The 24675-nt window shown below is 70.4% G+C and carries 21 protein-coding genes; 8 read left to right on the top strand and 13 right to left on the bottom strand.

The features are described from left to right. Positions 1-134 precede the first annotated feature (134 nt). A complete protein-coding gene (locus JI746_RS24805) occupies positions 135-2180 on the top strand; it encodes a primosomal protein N' (protein ID WP_201692981.1) in 2046 nt (681 codons plus the stop codon). 86 nt (positions 2181-2266) lie between these two features. On the opposite strand, the gene rsmI is transcribed toward JI746_RS24805, so the two are convergent. Beyond that, positions 2267-3172, bottom strand: a complete 906-nt coding sequence (gene rsmI, locus JI746_RS24800) for a 16S rRNA (cytidine(1402)-2'-O)-methyltransferase (RefSeq protein WP_201692980.1) — start codon at positions 3170-3172, stop codon at positions 2267-2269. Between the two features lie 28 nt (positions 3173-3200). On the opposite strand from rsmI, the gene JI746_RS24795 reads away from it, so the two are divergent. Beyond that, a complete protein-coding gene (locus tag JI746_RS24795; RefSeq protein ID WP_201692979.1) occupies positions 3201-3557 on the top strand; it encodes a YraN family protein in 357 nt (118 codons plus the stop codon). Between the two features lie 41 nt (positions 3558-3598). On the opposite strand, the gene JI746_RS24790 is transcribed toward JI746_RS24795, so the two are convergent. Then, positions 3599-3874, bottom strand: a complete 276-nt coding sequence (locus JI746_RS24790; RefSeq protein WP_201692978.1) for a CBS domain-containing protein — start codon at positions 3872-3874, stop codon at positions 3599-3601. Between the two features lie 751 nt (positions 3875-4625). Here JI746_RS24790 and JI746_RS24785 point away from each other — a divergent pair. Together JI746_RS24785 and JI746_RS24780 are read left to right on the top strand one after the other, a co-directional pair. Then, complete coding sequence (locus JI746_RS24785) at positions 4626-5225, top strand: phosphoheptose isomerase (RefSeq protein WP_201692977.1); 600 nt, start codon at positions 4626-4628, stop codon at positions 5223-5225. Next, positions 5222-5971 carry a BON domain-containing protein gene (locus JI746_RS24780; protein ID WP_201692976.1) on the top strand — a complete coding sequence of 250 codons (750 nt, stop codon included), beginning with the start codon at positions 5222-5224 and terminating at the stop codon, positions 5969-5971. The genes JI746_RS24785 and JI746_RS24780 overlap by 4 nt, the downstream gene beginning before the upstream one ends. A 179-nt stretch (positions 5972-6150) precedes the next feature. Here JI746_RS24780 and JI746_RS24775 read toward each other — a convergent pair whose 3' ends face one another. From JI746_RS24775 to JI746_RS24765, 3 genes are all read right to left on the bottom strand, one after another. After that, entirely contained in the window at positions 6151-7053 is a 903-nt protein-coding gene (locus JI746_RS24775; RefSeq protein WP_201692975.1) for an NAD(P)-dependent oxidoreductase, read from the bottom strand. 272 nt (positions 7054-7325) lie between these two features. Next, complete coding sequence (locus tag JI746_RS24770) at positions 7326-8462, bottom strand: PilT/PilU family type 4a pilus ATPase (protein WP_201692974.1); 1137 nt, start codon at positions 8460-8462, stop codon at positions 7326-7328. Positions 8463-8502: 40 nt separating this feature from the next. Beyond that, positions 8503-9546, bottom strand: a complete 1044-nt coding sequence (locus JI746_RS24765) for a type IV pilus twitching motility protein PilT (protein ID WP_201692973.1) — start codon at positions 9544-9546, stop codon at positions 8503-8505. 72 nt (positions 9547-9618) lie between these two features. Between JI746_RS24765 and JI746_RS24760 the strand changes: the two genes are divergently transcribed. Continuing rightward, on the top strand, positions 9619-10320 hold the full coding sequence (locus tag JI746_RS24760) for a YggS family pyridoxal phosphate-dependent enzyme (protein WP_201692972.1): 702 nt from the start codon (positions 9619-9621) through the stop codon (positions 10318-10320). 146 nt (positions 10321-10466) lie between these two features. On the opposite strand, the gene JI746_RS24755 is transcribed toward JI746_RS24760, so the two are convergent. Then, positions 10467-10940 carry an Lrp/AsnC ligand binding domain-containing protein gene (locus JI746_RS24755; protein WP_201692971.1) on the bottom strand — a complete coding sequence of 158 codons (474 nt, stop codon included), beginning with the start codon at positions 10938-10940 and terminating at the stop codon, positions 10467-10469. Between the two features lie 93 nt (positions 10941-11033). Between JI746_RS24755 and JI746_RS24750 the strand changes: the two genes are divergently transcribed. After that, positions 11034-14000, top strand: coding sequence for an L-glutamate gamma-semialdehyde dehydrogenase (locus JI746_RS24750; protein WP_201692970.1), 2967 nt, complete (start codon positions 11034-11036; stop codon positions 13998-14000). A gap of 3 nt (positions 14001-14003) precedes the next feature. Here JI746_RS24750 and JI746_RS24745 read toward each other — a convergent pair whose 3' ends face one another. The 6 genes from JI746_RS24745 to JI746_RS24720 all read right to left on the bottom strand — a co-directional run bounded on the left by JI746_RS24745 (position 14004) and on the right by JI746_RS24720 (position 20919). Next, positions 14004-14255, bottom strand: a complete 252-nt coding sequence (locus tag JI746_RS24745) for a hypothetical protein (protein WP_201692969.1) — start codon at positions 14253-14255, stop codon at positions 14004-14006. Positions 14256-14462: 207 nt separating this feature from the next. Continuing rightward, entirely contained in the window at positions 14463-16022 is a 1560-nt protein-coding gene (locus JI746_RS24740; RefSeq protein WP_201692968.1) for a DHA2 family efflux MFS transporter permease subunit, read from the bottom strand. A gap of 10 nt (positions 16023-16032) precedes the next feature. Next, entirely contained in the window at positions 16033-17286 is a 1254-nt protein-coding gene (locus JI746_RS24735) for an HlyD family efflux transporter periplasmic adaptor subunit (RefSeq protein WP_201692967.1), read from the bottom strand. Positions 17287-17304: 18 nt separating this feature from the next. After that, a complete protein-coding gene (locus tag JI746_RS24730) occupies positions 17305-18729 on the bottom strand; it encodes an efflux transporter outer membrane subunit (protein ID WP_201692966.1) in 1425 nt (474 codons plus the stop codon). Then, a complete protein-coding gene (locus JI746_RS24725; protein ID WP_201692965.1) occupies positions 18726-19232 on the bottom strand; it encodes a MarR family winged helix-turn-helix transcriptional regulator in 507 nt (168 codons plus the stop codon). Before JI746_RS24725 ends, JI746_RS24730 begins: the two co-directional genes overlap by 4 nt. Positions 19233-19389: 157 nt before the next feature. Further along, positions 19390-20919: a class I adenylate-forming enzyme family protein gene (locus tag JI746_RS24720; RefSeq protein WP_330893071.1), complete on the bottom strand. Its 1530-nt coding sequence runs from the start codon at positions 20917-20919 to the stop codon at positions 19390-19392. Positions 20920-21050: 131 nt separating this feature from the next. On the opposite strand from JI746_RS24720, the gene JI746_RS24715 reads away from it, so the two are divergent. Both JI746_RS24715 and JI746_RS24710 read left to right on the top strand, forming a co-directional pair. Then, positions 21051-21422: a hypothetical protein gene (locus JI746_RS24715; protein WP_201692963.1), complete on the top strand. Its 372-nt coding sequence runs from the start codon at positions 21051-21053 to the stop codon at positions 21420-21422. A gap of 2 nt (positions 21423-21424) precedes the next feature. Further along, on the top strand, positions 21425-23212 hold the full coding sequence (locus JI746_RS24710; protein ID WP_201692962.1) for a RecQ family ATP-dependent DNA helicase: 1788 nt from the start codon (positions 21425-21427) through the stop codon (positions 23210-23212). Between the two features lie 4 nt (positions 23213-23216). Here JI746_RS24710 and JI746_RS24705 read toward each other — a convergent pair whose 3' ends face one another. After that, complete coding sequence (locus JI746_RS24705) at positions 23217-24674, bottom strand: SH3 domain-containing protein (protein WP_201692961.1); 1458 nt, start codon at positions 24672-24674, stop codon at positions 23217-23219. Position 24675 lies beyond the last annotated feature (1 nt).

Below are 24675 nucleotides of genomic sequence, written 5' to 3'. Positions count from 1 at the left end.
GGGCCGTGCGGCGGTGCAGTATCAACAAAGTTATCCACAAAAACGGCTCCCATTCGCAAAGCGCAGCGGAATCAAGTACTTATGCCGGTTTCCCACAGCCGTGCCTGAGTGGCCGCCGTAACCGGCCCTAGTCCATGGGCGAATTGCTGCACGTGGTGGTGCCGACGCCCGCCCACAGCACGGTCGGCGAGCCCCTCAGCTACCTGGGCGAGGCGCCCCTCGCGCCGGGCTCCCTGGTGCGCGTTCCCTTGGGCCGGCGGGAAGTCTGCGGCGTGGTCTGGGATCCGCCGCCCGGCAACGGGACGCCGGTCGACGCCGCGCAGTTGCGCCCCGTCGGCGCCGTGCTCGGCGGGCTGCCGCCCCTGTCCGCAGGCTGGCGCCAGCTGGTCGCCTTCGCGGCCGGCTACTACCAGCGCAGCCTGGGCGAAGTCGCGCTGGCCGCGCTGCCGCCGCAGTTGCGGGGGCTGGACGCGGTGCAGCTCGCCCGGCGCCTGCAGCGCAAGGCGGCGCCGGCTGCGGCAGCGCCCCGGCACGTCCCGCCGGCGCCGAGCGACGAGCAGGCCCAGGCCCTCGCCGCCATTGCCGCCGAACCGGGCCCCTTCCTGCTGTTCGGCGCCACCGGCAGCGGCAAGACCGAGGTCTACCTGCGCGCCGTCCAGGCGCTGCTCGCGCGCGATCCGCAGGCGCAGGCGCTCGTGCTGGTGCCGGAGATCAACCTCACGCCGCAGCTGCAGGCGCGCTTCGAGGAGCGCTTCGGCGCCGACACGGTGGTGGCGCTGCACAGCGGCATGACCAACCCGCAGCGCCTCAAGGGCTGGATCGCCGCCCACCTGGGCCGCGCCCGGATCGTGCTGGGCACCCGGATGGCCGTGTTCGCTTCGCTGCCGACGCTGGGCCTGATCGTGGTCGACGAGGAGCACGACCCCAGCTACAAGCAGCAGGAAGGCGCCCGCTATTCGGCCCGCGACCTGGCCGTCTACCGCGGCCACGCGGAGGGCGTGAAGGTGGTCCTCGGGTCGGCCACGCCTTCGTTGGAGAGCTGGCAGGCCTGCGATCGCGGCCGCTACCGCTGCCTGGAGATGCCGGCCCGCATCGGCGCCGGTGCGCTGCCCACCGTGCGGCTGGTGAACATGAACCACCAGCCGCGCGGCACGCTGTTCTCGCCGCCGCTGCTGGCCGCGATCGGCCAGCGCATCGCCCGCGGCGAACAGTCGCTGGTGTTCCTCAACCGGCGCGGCTACGCCCCCGTGCTGGCCTGCAACGCCTGCGACTGGAAGAGCGAATGCAGCCACTGCAGCGCCTTCCGCGTCTTCCACAAGATCGACCGCACGCTGCGCTGCCACCACTGCGGCTTCACCGAACGGGTGCCGCGGGCCTGCCCGCAGTGCGGCAACGTCGACGTCGCGCCGCTCGGACGCGGCACCGAGCGGCTGGAGGAGCAGCTGGTCGAGCTGCTGGCGCAAGCGCGCCGTCCGGACGGGGAGCCGGCCCGCGTCGCCCGCATGGATGCCGACAGCACCCGGCTGAAGGGCGCGCTGGAGGAGCAGCTCGCGCAGGTGCATGCCGGCGAGGTGGACGTGCTGGTCGGCACGCAGATGGTGACCAAGGGGCACGACTTCCGGCGCATCACGCTGGTGGCGGCGGTGAATCCGGACGGCGCCCTGTATTCCAGCGACTTCCGCGCGCCGGAGCGCCTGTTCAGCCTGCTGATGCAGGCCGCCGGCCGCGCCGGCCGGGATGCGGCGCGCTCGGCCGCCAGCGAGATGTGGGTGCAGACCTTCAGCCCCGAACATCCGATGTTCGCGGCGCTGAAGAAGCACGATTACCCGGCCTTCGCGGAGCAGCAGTTGCAGGAGCGGCGGCAGGCCGCGATGCCGCCCTTCGCCTTCCAGGCCCTGTTGCGCGCCGAGGCCCGCACGCAGGAGATCGCGCAGGCCTTCCTGCAGTCCGCGGCCGACGCCGGCCCCGGGCTGGACGGCAGCGGTCACGTGGTGATCTATGCGCCGGTGCCGATGACGGTGCAGCGGGTGGCCAACGTGGAACGCGCGCAGCTGCTGCTGGAAAGCGGTTCGCGGCCGGCGCTGCAGGCCTTCCTGGCGGCGTGGCAGCCGGTGCTGCAGGGCTTGCGGGTCAGGGGCTTGATCCGGTGGGCGATCGATGTGGATCCGCTGGTGATCTGATCTGGCTTGCGGTTTTCGTAGGCTGGCGGTGGAGCGAAGCGAAACCCCAGCGCTGGGGTTCCGGCGCTTCGCGCGTCACCGCCAGCCTACGAATCCCCCTCGCCCTTCATCGCCAGCGCCGCCGGATACAGCGTATTGCGCGACGCCCCCGTGATCTCCGCGGCCAGCCGCACGGCCGTCTTCACCGGCAGCTCCGCGACCAGCAGCCGCAGCACCCGCAGCGCCTCGCCGCCGTCGCCCTGCACCCGCACCGGATGCAGCACCAGCGCGAACTCGCCGCGTGAACGCGACGGGTCGGCCTGCAGCCAGGCCGGGAAGGCCTCGCAGGTCACCGTGGCGATCTGCTCGAACTGCTTGGTGAGCTCGCGCCCGATCGTGAGCGGCCTCGCGCCCAAAGCCGCCAGGCTGTCCGCCAGCACGCCGATGCGGTGCGGCGCCTCCAGCAGCACCACGGCCCGCGACTCCTGCCCGAGCGATTCGATCGCCTGCTGGCGCTCCCCGGCCTTGGCCGGCAGGAAGCCGAAGAACACGAAACCCGGCGCATCGCCTTCCACGCCGGTGGCGCTGAGCACCGTCGTGACACTGCTCGCGCCCGGCAGCGGCATCACGCGCAAGCCTGCCGCCTGCACCGCGGCAACGACCCGCGCGCCCGGATCGCTCACCCCGGGCGTGCCGGCATCGCTCGCATAGGCGACGCGCTGGCCCAGCTGCAGGCGGCGCACGATCTCCTGCGCGCCCTCCGCCTCGTTGTGGCGGTGCACGCTCAGCAGCGCGCGGGCCTCGATGCCGTACGCGCGCAGCAGCGCCTGCGTGTGGCGCGTGTCCTCGCAGGCGACCGCGTCCACCAGTTGCAGGACGTGCAGGGCGCGCAGGCCGATGTCCGCCAGATTGCCGATGGGCGTGGCCACCACGTACAGCGTACCCTGCGGGTAATGCTGTGCCGCCGCCGCGTCACGGGCCGCGGCCAGCGCGGAGGCAAACGATGCGCTCAATGAGACTCCTTCGAAAGGCACCCACGGCGTGAGCACCAAGGACGAGGGCGATGCGGCGGAAGACCGCGCACTGGCGCATCTGCTGCGGCAGGGCCTGAAGCTCGTCGCGCGCAATTATCGGACGCCCGGCCGTGGCGGCGGCGAGATCGACCTGATCATGCGCGAGCGCGACGGCACCCTGGTGTTCGTGGAGGTGCGCAAGCGCGCCGGCCGCGGCTTCGGCGGCGCGGCTGCGAGCATCGGTTGGGAAAAGCAGCGGCGTGTGGTGTTCGCGGCGCGCCACTACCTGCTGCGGCTGCAGCAGCCGCCGCCGTGCCGCTTCGACGTGATCAGCATGGAAAACGGCGCGCTCCAGTGGATGCGCGCCGCTTTCGATGCCGGCTAGGACCGCCGCTGCACGGCGCGTCCCAGCATGAGGCGTGCTGCTTAGCCGCGGTCGGCCTTGCGGCGGATCACCGGGGCGGGAGCGGGCTCTTCCACCGGGGCCGGCGCGGCGCCCATCTGCTGCTGCTCCTGCACGATCACGGGAGCCGGGGCCGGAGCCTGCGCCACGATCGGGGCGGGCTCTTCGACACGCGCGACTTCGCGCACGGTGGTGACCTCGGCGGTCTGGACCTGGTCGATCAGGCCCGGCACGCCGGTTTCGCCCATGGAGGTCAGGTGCGAGCTCTGCTGGCCGGCGCCCAGGGCGGGATTCGACACGAACGGATTCGGGGGGATGCCTTGGGCGACGGCGAGACCGACGACGGCGACAGCGGAAACACCGGCAACGAGACCGGCAATTTTTTTCAGAACAGCCATTGCAACTTCTCCTAGAGCTTGATTTGTTGAACCTGCGGGCTCGTTTGGCCTGCAGGTGCCTAGAGTAGTGAGCGGGAACTCGCACGAAGTCAGTTCTGCGCGGCACCTCGTGTCGGGTCATGTCCGCCGGTGCGTCGTCCATTCCGTCCCGCCATCGTCCGACCGCACCTACAGGCGAAGCTCCGCACGGAAACATTCCTCGCCCAGCGTAACGTTGCGTGCATGGAGGGCTGCCAAGGGAGACTTTTGTCACGCGCGGTGGCGCGGACGTGGCACAGCAAGGGCCGAATGGGCGGCTACGAAGCTCTGCGGGGGAGAAGTGGATGCGTCGCGTGGGTGCGATCGGTGCCGCCCGGGTGGCGCGCCGGCGACGGAGGAAAAAGAGCCAGCGGCGGCACGCCGCTGGAAACCCTCATTGCACTCGCCACGAGGGCATTGTCCCCGCGGCGGCCGTGGCGCGTACGGGGGTGGGGCCGTACGGGCATGCCCGGGTGAGCGCGCAGCGCCCGCATCAGCGGGCCACGCCTTCGATGATTGGCTTGCTGGCGCGAGGCGACCTGCGCCGCGCCCCGCGAACACCCGGACAAAGGGTTCATGCGCGCGATACACGGGCGCAACCGGGGCACCGCAACCCCGGCGGTATCATCGACAGATGCTCGAGCAACGCATTCAGCAGAATTTCATCGACAGCGCGGACCTGAAATACCAGTCCGCCGAAAGCCTCAGCAAACCGGTGGCGCAGGCCGTGCAGGCGGTGCTCGCATGCGTGACCAGCGGCGGCAAGGTGCTCGCCTGCGGCAATGGCGGCTCGGCGGCCGATGCGCAGCACTTCTCGGCCGAATTCGTGGGCCGCTTCGAACGCGAACGTCCCGAGCTGGCCGCGATCTCGCTCACGACCGACAGCTCCATCCTGACGGCGATCGCCAACGACTACGACTACAACCGCATCTTCGCCAAGCAGGTGCGCGCGCTGGGCCAATCCGGCGACGTGCTGCTGGCGATCTCCACCAGCGGCAACTCCGCCAACGTGCTGGCCGCGATCGAGGCGGCGCACGAGCGCGAGATGAGCGTGATCGCGCTCACCGGGCGCGGCGGCGGCAAGATGGGCAGCGTGCTGCGCGAGACCGACGTGCACATCTGCGTGCCGCACGAGCGCACCGCGCGCATCCAGGAAGTGCACATCCTCGTGCTGCATTGCATCTGCGACGGCGTGGATGCGCAGCTTCTCGGCGACCAGGACACCCCCGCATGATCCGCAAGTTCCCCTCCCTTCCCCTCTACGCGCTGGCAGCCGCCCTGTTCGCGAGCTCGCTGGCCGGCTGCGCCCCCCTGATCGTGGGGGCCGCCGCCGTCGGCACCGGCCTCATGGTGACGGACCGCCGCAGCTCCGGCGCGCAGATCGACGACGAGGCGATCGAGCTGCGCGGGGCGCTGCGCCTGCGCGAGCAGCTCGGCGACCAGGTGCACATCAACGTCACCAGCTACAACCGCCAGGTGCTGCTCACCGGCGAGACGCCCACCGATGCCATGAAGCAGCGCGCCGAGCAGATCGTCTCGCGGGTCGACAACGTGCGCGGCATCATCAACGAGATCTCGGTGATGGCGCCGACCACGCTGCCGCAGCGTTCCGGCGACGTGCTGATCACCGGCAAGATCCGCGCTTCGCTGGTCGATGCCTCGGACCTGCAGGCAACCGCGTTCAAGGTGATCACCGAACGCGGCAACGTCTACCTGATGGGCCGCGTGACCCAGCACGAAGCCGACCGCGCCACCAGCATCGCGCGCCAGATCGGCGGCGTGCAGCGCGTCGTGCGCATCTTCGAAGTCGCCACGCCGGAAGAACTGCGCGCCAGCGGCATCGAGCTGCCGGCGGCGCCCGCACCCCGGGCCACGGTGGCGCCGGTGACCACGGTGGCCCCCGCATCCACCCCGCCTTCGGCCGAAGCGGGCCCGCCCCCCTCGGCCCCGCCCGCCGCCGTGTCGACGCCGGTGCGGTAAGGGGTCGAACAGCCAAACAGCCAAACAACCAAACATCCGGAACGCAGAAGCCGCAAAAACCACGCAAAAGCCGCAAAAGGGAGACAGGAAAACTTTCTGATTTTCCTTTTGCGGCTTTTGCGTAACTTTCGCGGCTTCTGCGTTCGCTTCCGGTTTTTTCCTTCCGGCTGTCCGCCTTCTCAGCGGATCCGGCGGATCAGGCTCGACGTGTCCCAGCGGTTGCCGCCCAGCGCCTGAATGTCGGCATAGAACTGGTCCACCAGCGCCGTCACCGGCAAACGCGCGCCGTTGCGTTTCGCCTCGTCGAGGCACAGGCCCAGGTCCTTGCGCATCCAGTCGACCGCGAAGCCGAACTCGAACTTGTCGGCGATCATGGTCTTGCCGCGATTGTCCATCTGCCAGCTCTGGGCGGCGCCCTTGCCGATCACCTCGAGCACCTGCTCCATGTCCAGGCCGGCCCTCATGCCGAAGGAAATGGCCTCCGAGAGGCCCTGCACCAGGCCGGCAATGGCAATCTGGTTGACCATCTTCGCGAGCTGCCCCGCGCCGCTCGCGCCCAGCAGGGTGCAGGCGCGCGAATAGGCCATGGCCACCGGCCTGGCTGCGTCGAAGGCCGCCTGCTCGCCGCCGCACATCACCGTGAGCATGCCGTTCTGCGCGCCCGCCTGGCCGCCGGACACCGGGGCGTCGACGAACTGCAGGCCGCGCTTGCCGGCCTCGGCGGACAGTTCACGCGCGACGTCGGCCGAGGCCGTCGTGTGGTCGATGAAGACGGCCCCGCTCTTCATGCCGCTGAAGGCGCCCTGCTCGCCGAGCGCGACGGCCCGCAGGTCGTCGTCGTTGCCGACGCAGCAGAACACCAGGTCGCAGTCCGCCACGGCCTCGCGCGGCGTCGGCGCAGCCGCGCCGGTGAATTCCTTGCACCAGGCCAGGCGCTTCTCGGCGCTGCGGTTGTAGACGGTGACGCGGTGGCCGGCCAGCGCCAGGTGCCCCGCCATCGGAAAGCCCATCACGCCGAGGCCGAGAAAGGCCACCTTGCGCTCAGGCACGGATTCATACGTCTTGGGATTGGTGCTGGCCATCCGGGTCTCCTTCTTTTGAAAATCGAAGGACGATTCTAGGAGAGCCCGCGGGCAGGACGGCGCGGTGCCACATCGTGCAATCGAACGCAGAAGCCGCAGAAGCTGCGCAAAAGCCGCAAAAGGACATCTGAAGAGATGTTTTCCGCGGCTTTGGCTGCTTTCCTTTTGCGGCTTCCGCGTTGAGGATCCTTGCGCCAAAAAAAAGAGCCGGGACGAATCCCGGCTGGCCTGCATGCCTGGCGGGCTTTTGCCCCGCCATCACACGGTGAGCATCATACGATGGCGAGGTGCTCCGTCCCGGCGGACAGGTCCTGCGACTTCGCGCGCTGCGAATTGAGCTTGATCTGCAGCCGCAGGTCGTTCACCGAGTCGGCGTTGCGCAGCGCATCCTCGTACGTGATCAGGTTGTTCTCGTACATGTCGAAGAGGGCCTGGTCGAAGGTCTGCATGCCCAGGTTGCGGCTCTTCTTCATGATCTCCTTGATCTCGGAGACCTCGCCCTTGAAGATCAGGTCGGAAATCAGCGGCGAGTTCAGCAGGATCTCCACCGCCGCCGCCCGCCCCTTGCCGTCCTGCTTGGGCACCAGGCGCTGCGAGATGAAGGCCTTGAGGTTCAGCGACAGGTCCATCAGCAGCTGCGGCCGGCGCTCCTCGGGGAAGAAGTTGATCACGCGGTCCAGCGCCTGGTTGGCGCTGTTGGCGTGCAGCGTGGCCATGCACAGGTGGCCGGTCTCGGCAAAGGCGATCGCGTGCTCCATGGTCTCGCGGTCGCGGATCTCGCCCATCAGGATCACGTCCGGTGCCTGCCGCAGCGTGTTCTTCAGCGCGGCTTCCCAGCTGTCGGTATCGAGGCCCACTTCGCGCTGCGTCACCACGCAGTTCTTGTGCGGGTGCACGAATTCGACCGGATCCTCGATGGTGATGATGTGGCCGTAGCTCTGCTCGTTGCGCCAGTCGATCATCGCCGCCAGCGTGGTCGACTTGCCCGAGCCGGTGGCGCCCACCAGCACGCACAGTCCGCGCTTGGACATCACCACGTCCTTGAGCACCTGCGGCACGCCCAGCTTGTCGATGGTCGGCAGGATCTGCGGGATCACCCGCAGCACCATGCCCACCTTGCTTTGCTGCACGAAGGCGTTGACGCGGAAGCGCCCGACGTTGGGCGGCGAGATCGCGAAGTTGCACTCCTTGGTGCGCTCGAATTCCGCGGCCTGCTTGTCGTTCATGATCGAGCGCGCCAGCGCCAGCGTGTGCGCGGCGGACAGCGGCTGCGGCGAGACCTTGGTGACCTTGCCGTCGACCTTGATGGCGGGCGGGAAGTCCGCGGTGATGAACAGGTCGCTGCCATTGCGGCCCACCATCAGCTTGAGCAGGTCGTTGATGAATTTGCTTGCCTGATCGCGTTCCATGGCGAGTCCTGGTTCTCTGGAAGCCGGGTGACCCTGGCGATCAGCCCGGGAAGTTCTCGGGGATCTTGGCCTTGCTGCGCGCCTCGGCCGGGGTGATCATGTTGCGCCTCACCAGGTCGGTGAGGTTCTGGTCCAGCGTCTGCATGCCCATGCTGTTGCCGGTCTGGATGGCGGAATACATCTGCGCCACCTTGGCCTCGCGGATCAGGTTGCGGATGGCGGAGGTGCCCAGCATGATCTCGTGCGCGGCCACGCGGCCCGAGCCGTCCTTGGTCTTGCACAGGGTCTGCGAGATCACCGCCTGCAGCGATTCCGACAGCATCGCGCGCACCATCTCCTTTTCCTCCGCCGGGAACACGTCGATGATCCGGTCGATGGTCTTGGCGGCGCTCGAGGTGTGCAGCGTGCCGAACACCAGGTGGCCGGTTTCCGCGGCCGTCATGGCCAGGCGGATCGTTTCCAGGTCGCGCATCTCGCCCACCAGGATGCAGTCCGGGTCCTCCCGCAGGGCGGAGCGCAGCGCATTGGCGAACGACAGCGTCATCGGGCCCACTTCGCGCTGGTTCACCAGGCACTTCTTGGACTCGTGGACGAATTCGATCGGGTCTTCCACCGTGAGGATGTGGCCGTACTCGGTTTCGTTCAGGTGGTTGATCATGGCCGCCAGCGTGGTCGACTTGCCCGAGCCCGTGGGGCCCGTCACCAGCACCATGCCGCGCGGCTTGAGCGAGAGATCCTGGAAGATCTTGGGCGCGTTCAGCTGCTCCAGCGTGAGGATCTTCGAGGGAATCGTCCGGAACACGGCGCCGGCGCCGCGGTTCTGGTTGAAGGCGTTGACGCGGAAGCGCGCCAGGCCCTCGATCTCGAACGAGAAGTCGCACTCCAGGAACTCTTCGTACTGCTTGCGCTGCGAGTCGTTCATGATGTCGTAGACCATGGCGTGGACCTGCTTGTGGTCCATCGGGTCGACGTTGATGCGGCGCACGTCGCCGTGCACGCGGATCATGGGGGGCAGGCCGGCGGACAGGTGCAGGTCCGATGCCTTGTTCTTCACGCTGAACGCGAGCAGCTGGGTAATATCCACGGATCCCTCGAACTTCCTCTTCTGGAACGGCCCAGGCGCGGCGCGGCTTGCGCACGGTTGGGCCGACCCATTATGACCACGATTGCAGCCCGCCTGAAGACCGTCCGTGAGCGGATCGCGCACGCCTGTACGGACGCCGGACGCGACGTGAACGAAGTCACGCTGCTCGCCGTCTCCAAGACGTTCGGACCCGACGCCGTGCGCGAGGCCCATGCCGCGGGCGCGCTTTCCTTCGGCGAGAACTACATCCAGGAAGCGGTGGAAAAGCAGGCGCTGCTGGCCGGCCTGCCGCTCGAATGGCATTGCATCGGCCCGATCCAGAGCAACAAGACCCGCCTGGTGGCGACGCACTTCGCCTGGGCGCAGACGGTGGACCGGCTGAAGATCGCGCAGCGCCTGTCCGAGCAGCGCCCGCCGCAGCTGCCGCCGCTGAACGTATGCCTGCAGGTCAACATCGACGGCGGCGCCAACAAGTCCGGCGTAGCCCCGGGCGAGGCGCTTGCGCTGGGGCGGGCGATCCTCGCGTTGCCGCAGTTGCGACTGCGCGGGCTGATGTCGATCCCCGAGCCGACGGAGGACTTCGCGGCGCAGCGAACGCTGCACCAGCGCGCGCGGGAGCTGTACGAGGACCTGCGCGCCGCAGGGCTGCCGCTGGACACCTTGTCGATGGGGATGACCGACGATCTGGAAGCGGCGATCCATGCCGGCAGCACGATGGTCCGGGTGGGGACGGCGATCTTCGGCAGCCGGGCGAAGCCCGTCACCTCCGCGTAGCTGGGCGAAGCCGCACCCTGGCTTGGGCGGGCGAAGCCGTCACCCCCGCGCAGGCGGGGGCCCAGCGCACGCGCGCAGCGCGTGAAATGCGGACGCCCTGGATTCCCGCCTTCGCGGGAATGACGTTCGCGGGGCGGCGACGGACGCTACAGCGCCAGCCGCGTCGTGCTCTTCACCTCCTCCATCACCGCATACGTCCTCGTCTCCCGCACGCCCGGCAACTGCCACAGCACCGTGCCCGCGAAATCGCGGTAGGCGTGCATGTCCGCGGCCCGCGTCTTCAGCAGGTAATCGAAGCCGCCCGCGACCATGTGGCACTCCAGGATCTGCGGCTGCACCTGCACCGCCGCCTTGAAGGCCTCGAACACGTTCGGCGTGGTCCGGTCCAGCAGCACCTCGACGAAGACCAGCATCCCCGCCCCGAGCTTGACCGGATCGAGCCGCGCTTCGTAGCCGAGGATGTAGCCCTCGCGCGTGAGCCGCTGCACCCGCGCCAGCACCGCCGTCGGCGACAGCGCCACCGCCTCCGCCAGCTTGAGGTTCGAGATGCGGCCGTCCGCCTGCAGAACCTGCAGGATCTTCAGGTCGATGCGATCCAGATCGGGAAAGACGTCGCTCATGGGCCGAATTTCTGCCTACTTGATGCACCAATTTTAGCGAAACATTCGCCTGACAACCAGCGACCATCGGCTTCGTTCACCATTGCAGCCACCATGTCGCCCGCCACCGCCCAACGCCTGCCCTCCCCGTACCGGCCCGAAGCCGAGGTCCTCACCCGGCGCCTGCAAGCCTTGCAGGGCGCCCTCGACTGGGCCGCCGCCGCGCAGCAGGCCGCCCCCTGGGTGCGCGCCGTGCGCCGCCATCCGCCGCCGTTCTGGGCCATGGAGAGCCTGCTCAAGGAGTACCCGATCTCCAGTGCCGAAGGGCTGGCGCTGATGCGCCTGGCCGAAGCGCTTCTGCGCGTCCCCGACGCCGAGACCGCGATCGCCCTGACGGCCGACCAGCTCTCGCGCGCCGATTTCGAAGGCAGCGCCGACAGCGCCCTGGCGCGCCTGTCGTCCAGCGCGATCTCCCTGTCCAAGCGCTTCCTGCCCGGCGACGGCGCGCAGGGCGAAGGCAACGTCTTCTCGCGGCTGGGCGCGCGCACGGTGGTGGCGGCGACCCTGCGCGCCGTGCAGTTGCTCGGGCGCCAGTTCGTGCTGGGGCAGAGCATCCGCGAGGCGATGAACGAGGCCGCGGCGGCGCGCCGGCGCCAGCCCAACCTGCGTTTTTCCTACGACATGCTCGGCGAAGGCGCGCGCACGGCGCCCGACGCCGAGCGCTACCTGGAGCACTACCAGCAGGGCATCGCCGCGATCGGTGCCGGCGTGGACCGCACGCAGCCGGTGCAGGCCAACGACGGCATCTCGATCAAGCTGAGCGCCCTGCATCCGCGCTACGAGGCGCTGCAGCGCGAACGGGTGATGGAGGAACTGGTGCCGCGCGTGTGGGGCCTGTGCAAGATGGCCGCGGAGGCGAACATCAACCTCACCATCGACGCCGAGGAGGTCGACCGGCTGGAGCTGTCGCTCGATGTCTTCGAGGCGCTGGCCGGGCGCGTGGCGCGGGAGACCCCGCAATGGCAAGGCTTCGGCCTGGCGTTGCAGTCGTACCAGACGCGCGCGCTGGAACTGATCGCGAGCGTGGCCGACATCGCGCGCCGGCACGGCATCCGCCTCATGTGCCGCCTGGTCAAGGGCGCGTACTGGGACGCCGAGATCAAGCGCGCGCAGGAACTCGGGCTGCCGCACTACCCCGTGTTCACGCACAAGCACCACACGGACGTCTCGTATCTCGCCTGCGCCAAGGCCATGCTCGATGCGAAGGACGTCATCTATCCGCAGTTCGCGACCCACAACGCCGGCACCATCGCCGCGATCCTGCAGATGGCGCGGCGCAACGGCGCGCCCTTCGAGCTGCAGCGCCTCCATGGCATGGGGGAGGGAATCTATCGCGAGGTGCTGCAGGATCCGCAGCTCGCCTGCCGCGTCTACGCGCCGGTCGGCCAGCACCGCGACCTGCTCGCCTACCTGGTGCGCCGGCTGCTGGAGAACGGCGCCAACTCCTCCTTCGTGCACCAGCTCGCCGACGAGTCGGTGGGCATGGACGAATTGCTGGAGTCGCCGCTGCACCTCACGCCCGAGCCCTCGCTGCCGCTGCCGCCCGAGCTGTATGGGCCGCAGCGCCGCAACAGCGCCGGCCTCGACCTGGCGGTGCCCACGATGCGCGCGCCACTGCAGGAGGCGCTCGCCGCCACGCCCGTTCCGGCGCTCGCGATGGCCGATCCGGCCCAGGTGTCGGCGGCGGTCGAGCGCTCGCTCGCGGCCGGCGAAGGCTGGTCCCGCACGCCGGTGGCACAGCGCGCCGCCATCCTGCGTCGCGCGGCGGACGCAATGGAGGCCGACCTGCCGCGCCTGTGCGCCCTGCTGGTCAAGGAAGGTTTCCAGTGCTGGGGCGACAGCATCGCAGAGGTCCGCGAGGCGGTGGACTTCCTGCGCTACTACGCGCTGGAAGCCGAGCGCATCCTGCAGCCGGTGACGCTGCCCGGGCCCACCGGCGAGAGCAACGAGCTGCGCCTGACCGCGCGCGGTGCCTGGGTCTGCATCAGCCCGTGGAACTTCCCGCTGGCGATCTTCACCGGCCAGGTGGCCGCGGCGCTGGTCACCGGCAACACGGTGCTGGCCAAGCCGGCGGAACAGACGCCTGCCATCGCCGCCGAGGCGATCCGGCTGCTGCATGGCGCCGGCGTGCCGCGCGACGCCGTGCAGTTGCTGCACGGCCTCGGCGAAACCGTGGGAGCGGCGCTGGTCGCCGAGCCGCGCATCGCCGGCGTCGTCTTCACCGGCTCGACGCAGGTTGCAAAGATCATCCAGCGCGCGCTGGCGGCCAAGGACGGCCCCATCGTGCCGCTGATCGCCGAGACCGGCGGCATCAACGCCATGCTGGTGGACTCGACCGCGCTGCCGGAACAGGTGGCCGACGCGGTGATGCAGAGCGCCTTCCGCTCCGCCGGCCAGCGCTGTTCGGCGCTGCGCCTGCTGTGCGTGCACGAGGCGATCGCCGACGGCGTGATCGCCATGATCCAGGGTGCCGCCCGCGAACTGGTCACCGGCGACCCGGCCGAGTGGCGCACCGATGTCGGCCCGGTGATCGACGGCGACGCCTTCGCCAACCTGCAGCAGCACGTGGAGCGGCTGCACCGCGAGGCAAAGCCGCTGCTGCCGCCTTCACCCTTCGACCCAGCCACGCGGCTGATCGCGCCGCAGGCCTTCGAGGTCGCGAACATCGGGCAGGTGAAGCACGAGATCTTCGGTCCGGTTCTGCACATCGCACGCTGGCGCGGCGACCCGCAGGAGGTGATCCACGCGATCAACCGGATCGGCTACGGCCTCACGCTGGGCATCCAGACCCGCATCGACAGCCGCGCGGAAGCGCTGGCGCGCGAAGCGCGGATCGGCAACGTGTACGTGAACCGGAACATGATCGGCGCCGTGGTGGGCGTGCAGCCCTTCGGCGGCGAAGGGATGTCGGGCACCGGCCCCAAGGCCGGCGGCCCGAATTACCTGCCGCGGTTCTGCGCGGAGCAGACGGTGACCGTCAACACGACGGCCGCGGGAGGCAACGTCGCCTTGCTGGCGTAGCGCTCAACCCTTGAGCAGATTCCGCGAAACGCGTTCCTTCGCCGGGTCGCCCAGCAGATCGTTCGCGCTCGGGAGCTTGCCGTCGTAGGCACCCAGCACGTCCTGCAGCGCCTGCAGGGTCCGCTTGAGCTGGTCGGCATCCTCGCCGCGCCGGGTCAGGTCCGCACGAACGTCTTCCAGCGCACGGAACAGCAGCGCGCGGGTGTTGCCGCGGATCACGAGGTTGCCGTCGGATTGCCAGATGGCCTTGTGCATGTATTTCATTCGAGGAATCTCCCTGGGCTAGGACTCCAGAATGACCGATGCACGCAGGCCGGACTGTGGGCCGCGCGGATGTCTTGGGGCCGGCGCGCACGGAACCACCGCGTCAGCGCCAGCACAGCCTTGGTCGTCGAAGCGGCGGCAAGGCCGTGTCAGCCGATGCCTCGCCGCAGGCCCGAAAGGGGGCCTGGGCGAAGCTGGTCAATGCGCGCCGGCCGCCGCGTCGCCGCCGCCCGGCGCCGGCTGCGGGTGCGTCAGCCAGACCAGCGGCACCATGATCAGGAACAGCACGGCCGAACCCCAGAAGATGTCGTTGGCCGCCAGCATGAAGGCCTGCTGGTCGACCAGCCGGTTCACCTGCGCCAGCGCCTGCTCCTGCGTGAGACCCGCCGACGCCAGCCCCGACAGCGCCGTCTGCGCCACGTTGCTGCCGGGCCCGACCAGCTCGGTCAGGTGCGCGTGGTGCAGGGCCGCGCGGCTTTCCCACAGCGTGGTCGAGACCGAGGTGCCGATCGCGCCGGCCGTGATCCGCACGAAGTTGGTCAGGCCCGAGGCGGCCGGGATCCGGTCCGGCGTCAGGCCCGAGAGCGTGATCGTGATCAGCGGGATGAAGAAGAAGGCCATCGCCACGCCCTGGATGATGGTCGGCACCATGATCGTGCCGAAATCCGCCTGCGTGTTGAAGCGCGAGCGCATCCACAGCACCAGCGCGAACACCGCGAAGGCGATGCTGGCGTAGCGGCGCGGATCGACCTTGCCGATCGTCTTGCCGACCACGGGCGAGAGCACCAGCGCCAGCAGGCCCACCGGCGCCATGATCATCCCGGCGTCGGTCGCCGTGTAGCCCATGAACTGCTGCAGCCACAGGGGCAGCAGCACCACGTTGCCGAAGAACAGCCCGTAGCCGACCGACACCGCCAGCGTGCCGGCCCAGAAGTTGCGGCGCGCGAACAGGCGCAGGTCCACCACCGGGTGTTCGTCGGTGAGCTCCCAGGCCAGGAAGAAGGCGAAGCCCACCACCGTGATCACGGCCAGCGCCACGATGGTCGGCGAGGAGAACCAGTCGTACTCCTTGCCCAGGTCCAGCATGGTCTGCATGCAGCCGACCCACACCACCAGCAGCGCCAGGCCCACCTTGTCGATCGGCAGCGAGCGGCGCTCCGTCTCGCGCTTGTGGTAGATCGCCCAGGAGGAGAAGGCGGCGATCACACCGACCGGGATGTTGATGTAGAAGATCCAGGACCAGGAGATGTTGTCGGTGATCCAGCCGCCCAGCAGCGGCCCCATCACCGGTGCGACCAGCGTCGTCATCGACCACATCGCCATCGCCAGGCCCGCGAGCGCGCGCGGATAGCTGGAAAGCAGCAGCGACTGCGACAGCGGGATCATCGGCCCGGCGACGAAGCCCTGCAGCGCGCGGAACGCGATCAGCAGCGGCATGCTGGGCGCCAGCCCGCACAGCCACGATGCGATCACGAACAGCATCACGCTGGCGATGAACAGCCGCACCTGGCCGAAGCGCTGCGACAGCCAGCCGGTGAGCGGCACCGCGATGGCATTGGCCACCGCGAAGCTCGTGATCACCCAGGTGCCCTGGTTCGGGCTGACGCCGAGGTCGCCGGCGATGGCCGGCAGCGACACGTTGGCGATCGAGGTGTCCAGCACGTTCATGAACGTGGCGGCGGACAGCGCGATGGTGCCCCAGACGCGCGCCGAACCTTCCAGCGGCGCGGGCGGGATGTGCTGCGCGTTGGCGCTCACGGTCGCTGCTTCAGCGCTTGGCGGGCGCCGCTCCGGCGCCGCTGGCCGTCGTCCGGCCGCCGGCGCTGTTGGCCGAGATCACGCGGCGCACTTCGGCCTCCGCGCCGTCGTCCTGCGCGCTGAAGACCTGCGTCTGCGACACGGCGCCGCCGCGCGGCGCGTCGGCGAGCGTCTTGCCCTCCTGCTTGGCCACGTCCACCGTCGCTTCCATCGACAGGCCCACCCGCAGCGGATGCTCCTGCAGCTGCTTCGGATCGAGCGCCACCCGCACCGGCACGCGCTGCACCACCTTGATCCAGTTGCCGGTGGCGTTCTGCGCCGGCAGCAGCGAGAAGGCGGCGCCGGTGCCGACACCCAGGCCGGAGACCGTGCCCTTGTATTCGACCCGCTTGCCGTAGATGTCGGCGGTCAGCGTCACCGGCTGGCCGATGCGCAGCTTGCGCAGCTGCACTTCCTTGAAGTTGGCATCGACCCAGACCTGGTTCAGCGGCACGATGGACATCAGCGGCGTGCCGGCGGCCACGCGCTGGCCCAGTTGCACCGTGCGCTTGGCCACGTAGCCGTCGACCGGCGCCACCAGCACCGAGCGCTGCTGCGCCAGCCACGCTTCGCGCACCTTGGCGGCCGCCGCCTGCACCTGCGGGTGCTGCTCGACGTCGGTGCCGGAGGTCATCGCCTGGTTGCTGGCCAGCTGCTCGCGCGCGCTCACCACCCCCGCCTGCGCCGCCACCAGCGCGCTGCGGGCGCTGTTCACCTGCGTCTGCGCGTGATTGAGTTCTTCCTTCGAGACCGCACCGCTGCCGACCAGGGCCGCGCGGCGGTTCAGGTCGTCGTTGGCACGCGCGAGTTCGGCCTGCGCCTTGCTCACGTCGGCCTGGCGCAGCGCCACCTGCGCCGCCAGCGAGCCGTTGGTGGAGTACAGCGTGCGCACCTGGCGCACCGTCTGCCCCAGGGCGGCTTCGGCCTGTTCGAGCGCCACCTTGGCGTCGGCGGGGTCGAACTTCACCAGCGGCTGGCCCGCCTTGACGTAGTCGGTCTCCTCGGCGTGGATGGCCATCACGGTGCCGCCGATCTGCGGCGTGATCTGCACCACGTTGCCCTGCACGTAGGCGTTGTCGGTGGTCTCGTAGTGGCCGGCCACCAGCCACTCGTAGCCGCCCCAGGCGAGGCCGACGACGGCCACGACGGCCGCCAGGGTGAGCAGCGCCTTCTTGCGCTTGGGATTGCCCTTCTGCAGGGGCGCGACGTTCTGTGCTTCGGTCATGTTCGGGATGGAAGGTGTTCAGTGGGCGGCGACGGCCGTGTCCTCGGTGGCGCCGCCGCCGAGCGCGCGGTACAGGGCCACGCGCGCATCGAGCACGCGCGCTGCCAGGTCCACGCCCAGGCGGCGCTGCGCCAGGACCGCCGTCTCCGCGGTCAGCACGTTCAGGAAGGTGCCGAGCCCGGCGCGATAGCGTTGCAGGGCGATGTCGTAGGCGCCTTCGGCGGCGGCCAGCGCCTGGCGCTGCTCGGCGAGCTGGCGCGCGAGCGACTGCAGGCTGGCCACGGCGTCGGCGGCTTCGTGGATCGCCTCGACCACGGCGCCGTTGTAGCTCTCGATGGCGGCGTCGAGGTCCGCGGTGCGGCCGCGCAGGTTGGCGCGCAGGCGGTCCTGCGCGAACATCGGCAGCCGCACGGCCGGACCGACGCCCCATTGCCGGCTGCCCAGGTCGACGAGGTTGCTCAGGCCCAGGCTGGTGAGGCCGGCGAAGGCGACCAGGTTCACGCTGGGATAGAACTCCGCCTCCGCCTGCTTCACGCCCTCGCTGGCCGCTTCGACGCGGGCCCGCGCGGCGGCCACGTCGGGACGGCGCCCGAGCAGGTCGGCGGGCAGCGCCGGCACGGTGGTCACGGGGTGCAGCGCCGCGATCGTCGGCAGCTTGGCGAGATCGGGCAGTTCACCCGCTCCCACCAGTGCCGCCAGCGCGTTGCGCGTGGTCTGCGTCGATTCCTGCAGCGCTTCCAGTTGCTGGCGCGCTTCGGGCAGCGCGCCTTCGCTTTGCCGCAGTTCCAGGTTGGTGTCGAGGCCGGCGCCGACGCGCTGGCGCACCAGCTTGAGCTGCTCCTCGCGCTGCGCCAGGGTGCGTCGCGCGACCACCGCCTGCTCCTGCAGCCGCACCAGCTGGAAGTAGGTGCGCGCCACGTTGCTGGCCAGCACGACGCGCGCGGCGGCGACGTCGGCCTGGGCAGCACGCTCGGAGCCGAGCGCCGCCTGCAGCGCCGACTGGTTGCGGCCGAAGAAGTCGAGCTCCCAGTTCAGGTTGACCTGCGCGGTGGCGCTGTCCTGCACCGAGCCTCCCAGCGGCGGCGGCACGATGCCGTTCTCGCTGAAGCGCTGGTGGGTGAAATCGAGCTGGCCCTGGAACTGCGGCTGGTCCGCGGTGCGGGCGCTGGCGCTGGCCGACTGGGCCCGGCGCAGGCGGGCGCGCGCGACGCCCAGCGTCGGGCTGTCGCGCAGCGCCTGTTCGACCAGGGCATCGAGCTGCGGGTCGCCGAAGTCGCGCCACCAGGTGGAAGAGACCGGCGCCACCGGTGCGCTGGAGGCCTGCGGCACCGCCGGGGCCCGCATCTGCGCCTCGGGGGCGATGCCCTGGGTGCTGGCGCAGCCGGCCAGCAGCCATGCCGCGACCAGGCCGGCGAGGCGGCCGCGCGTCATCAGGTCGATCATTCTTTTCCTTCGCGGCTGCCCTGCAGCTTCGTTCCGTTGTCCAGGATGCGCCGCAGCAGATCCTTCAGTTGCTGCCACTCCGCGACGTCGAGCCCGGTGAGGAAGGCGTTCTGCACCTTGCACAGCACCTTGGGGATGTGCCGGGCGGCATCGCGCCCTTCCTTCGTCAGTTCGAGGTTCACGACCCGGCGGTCCTCGGAGGAGCGCACGCGGGCCACCAGGCCCTTGGCTTCCAGCCGGTCCAGCAGGCGCGTCATGGCGCCGGCATCGAGCTGGCATTCGCGGGCCAGCTCGGCCACCGTGGACGCATGGCCCATGTGCAGCTTGAGCAGCGGCACCCACTGCGCACTGGTGAGGCCCTGCGGTTCCAGCGCCTCGTCGACCTCGGCCGCCATGAGCGTGAGGATGCGGCGCATCAGGTAGGCCGCGCTCTCGTCCGGACGGTAGTCGTCCGGCGTGTAGAAGACGGGGTGGGCGGGGGAAGGGGCGATCCGGGAGGCCATCGGACGCCGAATATACTTGCCTAGGCAAACATTGTCAAGGCAACGGCAATGCAGCGTTGAGCGTTGAGCGTTGAGCGTTGAGCGTTGAGCGTTGAGCGTTGAGCGTGGAGCGTGGAGCGTTTGGCGTGAACCCCTCGCAACGCCCGACGCTCAACGCTCAACCCCCGTAGCCGTCGCGCAGCTGGCGCTTGAGGACCTTGCCGATGTCGCTGCGGGGCAGCTCGGGCAGGTAGCGCAGGTCGGCCAGGCGCTGGATCTTGCCCACCCGCTCGTTGAGCCAGGCGCGCACTTCCTCGGCCGGCGGCGCATCGGGATTCGGCACGACGAAGGCGACGGGGGTCTCGCCCCAGGCCTCGGACGGCACGCCCACGACGGCGGCTTCGTGCACCGCCGGATGCTGGCGCAGCACCGCTTCCAGGTCGCTCGGGTAGACGTTGAAGCCGCCGCTGATGATCATGTCCTTGCGCCGGTCCATCAGCACCAGGAAGCCGTCCTCGTCGAAGCGGCCGACGTCGCCGGTGCGCATGAAGCGGTTGCCGGCGGGGTCGTACCACTCGGCCTCGCGCGTCTTCTCCGGCTGGTTCTGGTAGCCGGCCATCATGGCGCCCGAGCGGCCCACCACCTCGCCGACTTCGCCGGGCGGCACCTCGCGGCCTTCTTCGTCGATCAGGCGGATGTCGTGGCCCGCGGACGGCCGGCCCACCGTGTGCAGCTTGTCGGGAAAGTTGTGCGCTTCCAGGATGCAGGTGCCGCCGCCCTCGGTCATGCCGAAGTACTCCACCAGGCCGCCCGGCCAGCGCGCCAGGATCTGCGCCTTGAGCGCCGCGGGGAACGGCGCGCTGGTGCAGAACTTCATGCGGAAGGACGACAGGTCGTAGCGGTCGAAGTCCGGATACGCCATCAGCCGCTGGTACTGCACCGGCACCAGCATCGCGTGGGTGGCGCGCGCGTCCTGCGCCAGCGCCAGCCAGGCACCCGGATCGAAGCGTCCTTCGGTCAGCACCAGGGTGCCGCCCTTGGCCAGGCAGGGAAAGGCCGAGACGAGCGTGGTGTTGGAGCACAGGGAGGTGGCCACCATGCTGACCGTGTCCGGCCCGTAGCCGTAGTTCTCGCCCCGCGCCACATGGGCCCAGCGCATCTGGTGCGGCTGCACGATGCCCTTGGGCGTGCCCGTGGTGCCCGAGGAATAGATGATGTTGAAGGCCCATTCGGGCTGGATCTGCACCGGCTGCGGTCGGGTGCCGACCAGCCAGCCGGCGAGCTCCTGTTCCACGTCCATGCGGATGCGCGGCACGCCCGCATCGAAGGCAGGCACGCTCGCATCGACGAAGAAGAAGCGCGCGCCGCTGTCGCGCACCATGCCGGCCAGCTGTTCGGCCGTGGCGCCGGTGGGCAGCGGGGCGACGACCAGCCCGGCGCGCAGGCCGCCCAGGAACAGCGCCAGGTAGGGGATCGAGTTGGCACCGCAGATCGCGATGCTGGCGCGCGGCTGCAGGCCGTGGCCCTGCAGCGTGGCGGCCACGCGGTCGGCGGCGGCGTCGAGCGCCTGCCAGGTCATGCGTTGCGCGCCCTGCCGCACGGCCAGCTGCGCCGGCCGCGCCTGCGCGTTCTCCCGGATCAGGTCGGGAATGGCCCGAAAGGGCGGCAGTGCCGCCGGGGCGGGTGCGCTCGCTGGCTTCGATGTCACTGGGGTCTCCTTGCAGCCACGACTGTACGGCAGCGGGCGCGGCGGCTGCGTCCGACACGGTCCGGTTGCGGGTGCCGACGCAGCGCTGGCCACCCGCACGCCAGACTGGCCGGGAACCAAGAGGAGCACGCATGGCATACAGCAGCATCCTGGGCGCGGACAAGGCGCCCACCGAGCCCAGCGGCCGCGAAGCCGAACTGCTGGGTCCCAGCGACAACTCGGACAGCGGCAGCGACACCATCGGCACCGGCGAGGCGCGCGAGGACACCATCGACAGCGGCAAGACGGGCGACCGTGCCGCCGTGGCCGGCGCGGACCTGCGCGAAGGCGCCGACATCCTGCCGGACCGGGTGGTGAACCTGGCGGACGACGAGGGCTTCCCCGAGGCCGACCCCGACGGCATGGAAATGACGGACATGGACAACCGCGAGGCCCAGAACCTCGCGGAACTCGACGAATCGCGCCTGGGCGCGGACGGCGAAGACTCCGGCGAAGACGCCTGATCATGGCGTCCCGCGCCCCGACGGCCACCCCTGGCAAGGCGGCCGCCGCGACGCGGCGCGTCCGCACGGTCCTGCGCGAAACCTTCGGGCTGGCGCGCCTGCGCCCCGGGCAGGCCACCGTGATCGAACGCGTGCTCGCAGGCGACGCGACCCTGGCCGTGATGCCCACCGGCGCCGGCAAGTCGCTGTGCTACCAGCTGCCGGCCGTGCTGCTGCCCGGACGCACCGTCGTCGTCTCGCCGCTGATTGCGCTGATGAAGGACCAGTGCGAGTCCCTGCGCGAGCTGGGCATCGCCGCAGTGCAGGTGAACAGCGCCATCGACGGCGACGAAACCAAGGCGGCCCTGCAGGCCGTGGAGGACGGCTCGGCGCGCATCGTCATGACGACGCCCGAGCGGCTGGCCGATCCCGACTTCCTCCAACTGCTGCGGGCCCACCCGGTGAGCCTGCTGGCCATCGACGAGGCGCACTGCATCTCGCACTGGGGCCATGACTTCCGCCCCGCCTTCCTGGAGATCGCGCACGCGCTGCCGCGCCTGGGCAAGCCGGTGGTGCTGGCCCTCACCGCGACGGCCACCGACGAGATCGCCGCGGACATCTGCGAGCAGCTGGGGATTCCGGCGGCGGGCGTGGTCAACACCAGCGCCTATCGTCCCAACCTCGACCTGCGCGTGGTGCCGGTCGCCAAGGAAGCCGACAAGCTGGCGCAGGTCGTGCGGCTGGCCCGCGCGACGCAGGGCAGCGGCATCGTCTACACCGCCACCGTGAAGGCGGCGCATGCGGTGCACGAGGCGCTGCTGGCCGTCGACGAGTCGGTGGGCATCTACCACGGCAAGATGGCCGCGCCCGAGCGGGCGGCCACGCAGGACGCCTTCATGAACGGCGACACCCGCATCATCGTGGCGACCAATGCCTTCGGCCTCGGCATCGACAAGCCGGACATCCGCTTCGTGCTGCACTACCAGCTGCCGGCGACGCTGGAGGCCTACTACCAGGAAGCCGGGCGCGCCGGCCGCGACGGCGAGCTGGCGCGCTGCACGCTGCTGTTCCTGCGCGGCGACAAGGCGATCCAGCAGTTCTTCATGGCCGGCCGCTATCCCGGCGAGGAGGACGCCGCCGCGATCGTGGCGGCCCTGCGCGAGCCGCGCGAGGACGGGCAGCCATGGACCTTGCCGCTGCTGCAGGCGCGCCTGGGCCGCCCGAAGTCGAAGGTGCAGGTGGCGCTCGGCCTGCTGCGCAAGGACAGGATCGTGAGCCAGTCGCGCGACGGCACGCTCAAGCTGCAGGCCAGGTCGGCCAGCGGCGAGCGCATGCGCGAGCTCACCGAGGGCTATGGCAGGAAGCGCGACCTCGACCGCGAGGCGCTGGAGCGCATGGTGTTCTATGCGCAGACCGGCCAGTGCCGCTGGCGGGTGCTGCTGGAGCACCTGGAAGGCGAGTCATCGCAGGAGCGCTGCGAGCATTGCGACAACTGCCGGCGCATCGCCGCCCACGAGGCCGTGGTGGAGGAGTTGCTGCGCAACAAGCCGCAGGAGCAGGAAGATGCGGCGCCCGAAGCCGGCGGGCCGCCGGTGTTCGCGCGCGGCGACCTGGTGGAGGTCCGCCGCTACGGCCGCGGCGTGGTGGAGGAAGCCAGCGGCACCCAGGTGACCGTGCTGTTCGCCGATCGCAGCAAGCGCAGCTTCCTGCCGGAGTACGTGCGCCCGGCGCGGGCGCAGAAAGGCGCGAAGGCGCCAGTTCCCGTCGCCGCTCCCGCTCCCTCTCCCGCTTGCGGGAGAGGGCCGGGGTGAGGGTTCAGCGCAGCGCCACCGAGCTCCTCTTCCACGCCGCATCCTGCCAGCGCTGGAACGGACCCAGCGCCCCCGGCTCCCCGGCCTGGCGCTGGGTGGCGAGCGACGCGACGCTCACCACCTCGTAGCTGCGCCGGTAGCGCCCTTCCGCCCGCGCCTCGCGGGCCACCAGCACCTGCTGCCCACCGGGCACCCAGCCGGCGAATTCGGCGTAGCCGCTTCCCGGCTGCAGGCTGGCCGGCGGCAGGACATCGATCGTCCACTGACGCACCTGCAGCCGGAACAGCCACAGCTCGCGCCAGGCTTCCATGGGCTGCACCGCCAGCGCGACGGCCGTGCCTTCGCGGTTCACGCTGGCCGATTGCGGCCACACGAGCGCATAGGTGCAGCGCTTCGCCAGCGGATGCGCAGCGTCGTGCCTGGCGTCCACCAGCAGCACGCAGGTCTCGCCGGGCTGCCCCGCCTGCGTCACGATCGTGGGCCGCGTTGCGGCCGGCGCGGCGGCCGTTGCGGGCACGGCCGCCCAGCGCGATGCATTGACGCGGATCGCAGCATCGTTGTACGCGGCCTGGTCCTCCTCGCTGAGCTCGCCCTTGTGCACCGAGGCCAGTTCGCCCAGCGCCCTTTCGGCCGCCGCGCTGCTCTCGCCGTCGCCGAGGCGCGCGTGCTCGTAGGCCAGCGTGCTCCAGACGGCGGCGCGGCGCAGCGCGACCCGGTGCCTGACGTGGGCCGGCAAGCCCGCCGTGTCCACCCGCTCCAGCACCTCGGCGCGCCACGCGCTCAGCTGGTGCCGTTGCAGGGGCTGCAGCGCCGGATCCATGCACTCCGGCTGCGTGAGCGCCAGCGCGGCGCGCGCCTGCTGCGGCGGCGTGGCCGGCAAGGCCAGGACCCGCCGGAAGGCATCGCCGTCGTAGCAGATGCGCATGCGGCCGTCCTGCTCGTAGCTGGCGAACTTCACGCCGTAGCGCGCCGCCACTTCGAGGTGGGCCGACAGCGCGAGCTGCGACTGCTGGCCCGCGGGCGTTCCTTCGGACGCGCGGCGGGCCAGCCGCTCGGCCAGCGTCCCCAGTGCGTCCAGCGCCTCGGCACCCTCGGCACCGCGCACGGATTCGGCGGGCGCTGCTTGCAGGTAGGCGGCGGCGATGCCTATGCCCAGCGACTCCGCGCCGGGGGCCTCGCGGAGGAAGCGCAGCACCGCCAGCAGCCCGGGCGCCTCGGCGGGGGTGAGCGCGCTGCGCCGCACCTGCGTGGCCTTCACGTAGCCGCCGCGCTCGCGGGCAGGGTCCCACACCTGCAGGTAGTCGAGCCGCTCGCCGCGCACCTCCAGCACCTCGCCCTGCCACAGCTGCGCCTGCTGCGGCGCGGCCTCGCGCGGCGCGGCCCGCAGCACGGCGCGGTCGGCGGTGACGATGGCGGTGTTCATCGCGGCGGCGGCGGCGAGCGCGATCGCGCTGGCGGGCATG

The sequence above is a fragment of the Ramlibacter alkalitolerans genome (genome assembly GCF_016722765.1).
In the GTDB taxonomy this organism is placed as follows: Bacteria; Pseudomonadota; Gammaproteobacteria; order Burkholderiales; family Burkholderiaceae_C; genus Ramlibacter; species Ramlibacter alkalitolerans.
Note: the sequence above shows the minus strand (reverse complement) of the source record. Positions and strands in the feature narration are given on the sequence as shown.

What these genes read in the sequence shown, in the direction of transcription:
- JI746_RS24805 (WP_201692981.1), top strand. Translation starts at nt 135, where the DNA reads ATGGGCGAATTGCTGCACGTGGTGGTGCCGACGCCCGCCCACAGCACG.
- JI746_RS24785 (WP_201692977.1), top strand. Translation starts at nt 4,626, where the DNA reads ATGCTCGAGCAACGCATTCAGCAGAATTTCATCGACAGCGCGGACCTG.
- JI746_RS24780 (WP_201692976.1), top strand. Translation starts at nt 5,222, where the DNA reads ATGATCCGCAAGTTCCCCTCCCTTCCCCTCTACGCGCTGGCAGCCGCC.
- JI746_RS24775 (WP_201692975.1), bottom strand. Translation starts at nt 7,053, where the DNA reads ATGGCCAGCACCAATCCCAAGACGTATGAATCCGTGCCTGAGCGCAAG.
- JI746_RS24770 (WP_201692974.1), bottom strand. Translation starts at nt 8,462, where the DNA reads ATGGAACGCGATCAGGCAAGCAAATTCATCAACGACCTGCTCAAGCTG.
- JI746_RS24760 (WP_201692972.1), top strand. Translation starts at nt 9,619, where the DNA reads ATGACCACGATTGCAGCCCGCCTGAAGACCGTCCGTGAGCGGATCGCG.
- JI746_RS24755 (WP_201692971.1), bottom strand. Translation starts at nt 10,940, where the DNA reads ATGAGCGACGTCTTTCCCGATCTGGATCGCATCGACCTGAAGATCCTG.
- JI746_RS24750 (WP_201692970.1), top strand. Translation starts at nt 11,034, where the DNA reads ATGTCGCCCGCCACCGCCCAACGCCTGCCCTCCCCGTACCGGCCCGAA.
- JI746_RS24745 (WP_201692969.1), bottom strand. Translation starts at nt 14,255, where the DNA reads ATGCACAAGGCCATCTGGCAATCCGACGGCAACCTCGTGATCCGCGGC.
- JI746_RS24735 (WP_201692967.1), bottom strand. Translation starts at nt 17,286, where the DNA reads ATGACCGAAGCACAGAACGTCGCGCCCCTGCAGAAGGGCAATCCCAAG.
- JI746_RS24730 (WP_201692966.1), bottom strand. Translation starts at nt 18,729, where the DNA reads ATGATCGACCTGATGACGCGCGGCCGCCTCGCCGGCCTGGTCGCGGCA.
- JI746_RS24725 (WP_201692965.1), bottom strand. Translation starts at nt 19,232, where the DNA reads ATGGCCTCCCGGATCGCCCCTTCCCCCGCCCACCCCGTCTTCTACACG.
- JI746_RS24715 (WP_201692963.1), top strand. Translation starts at nt 21,051, where the DNA reads ATGGCATACAGCAGCATCCTGGGCGCGGACAAGGCGCCCACCGAGCCC.
- JI746_RS24710 (WP_201692962.1), top strand. Translation starts at nt 21,425, where the DNA reads ATGGCGTCCCGCGCCCCGACGGCCACCCCTGGCAAGGCGGCCGCCGCG.
- JI746_RS24705 (WP_201692961.1), bottom strand. Translation starts at nt 24,674, where the DNA reads ATGCCCGCCAGCGCGATCGCGCTCGCCGCCGCCGCCGCGATGAACACC.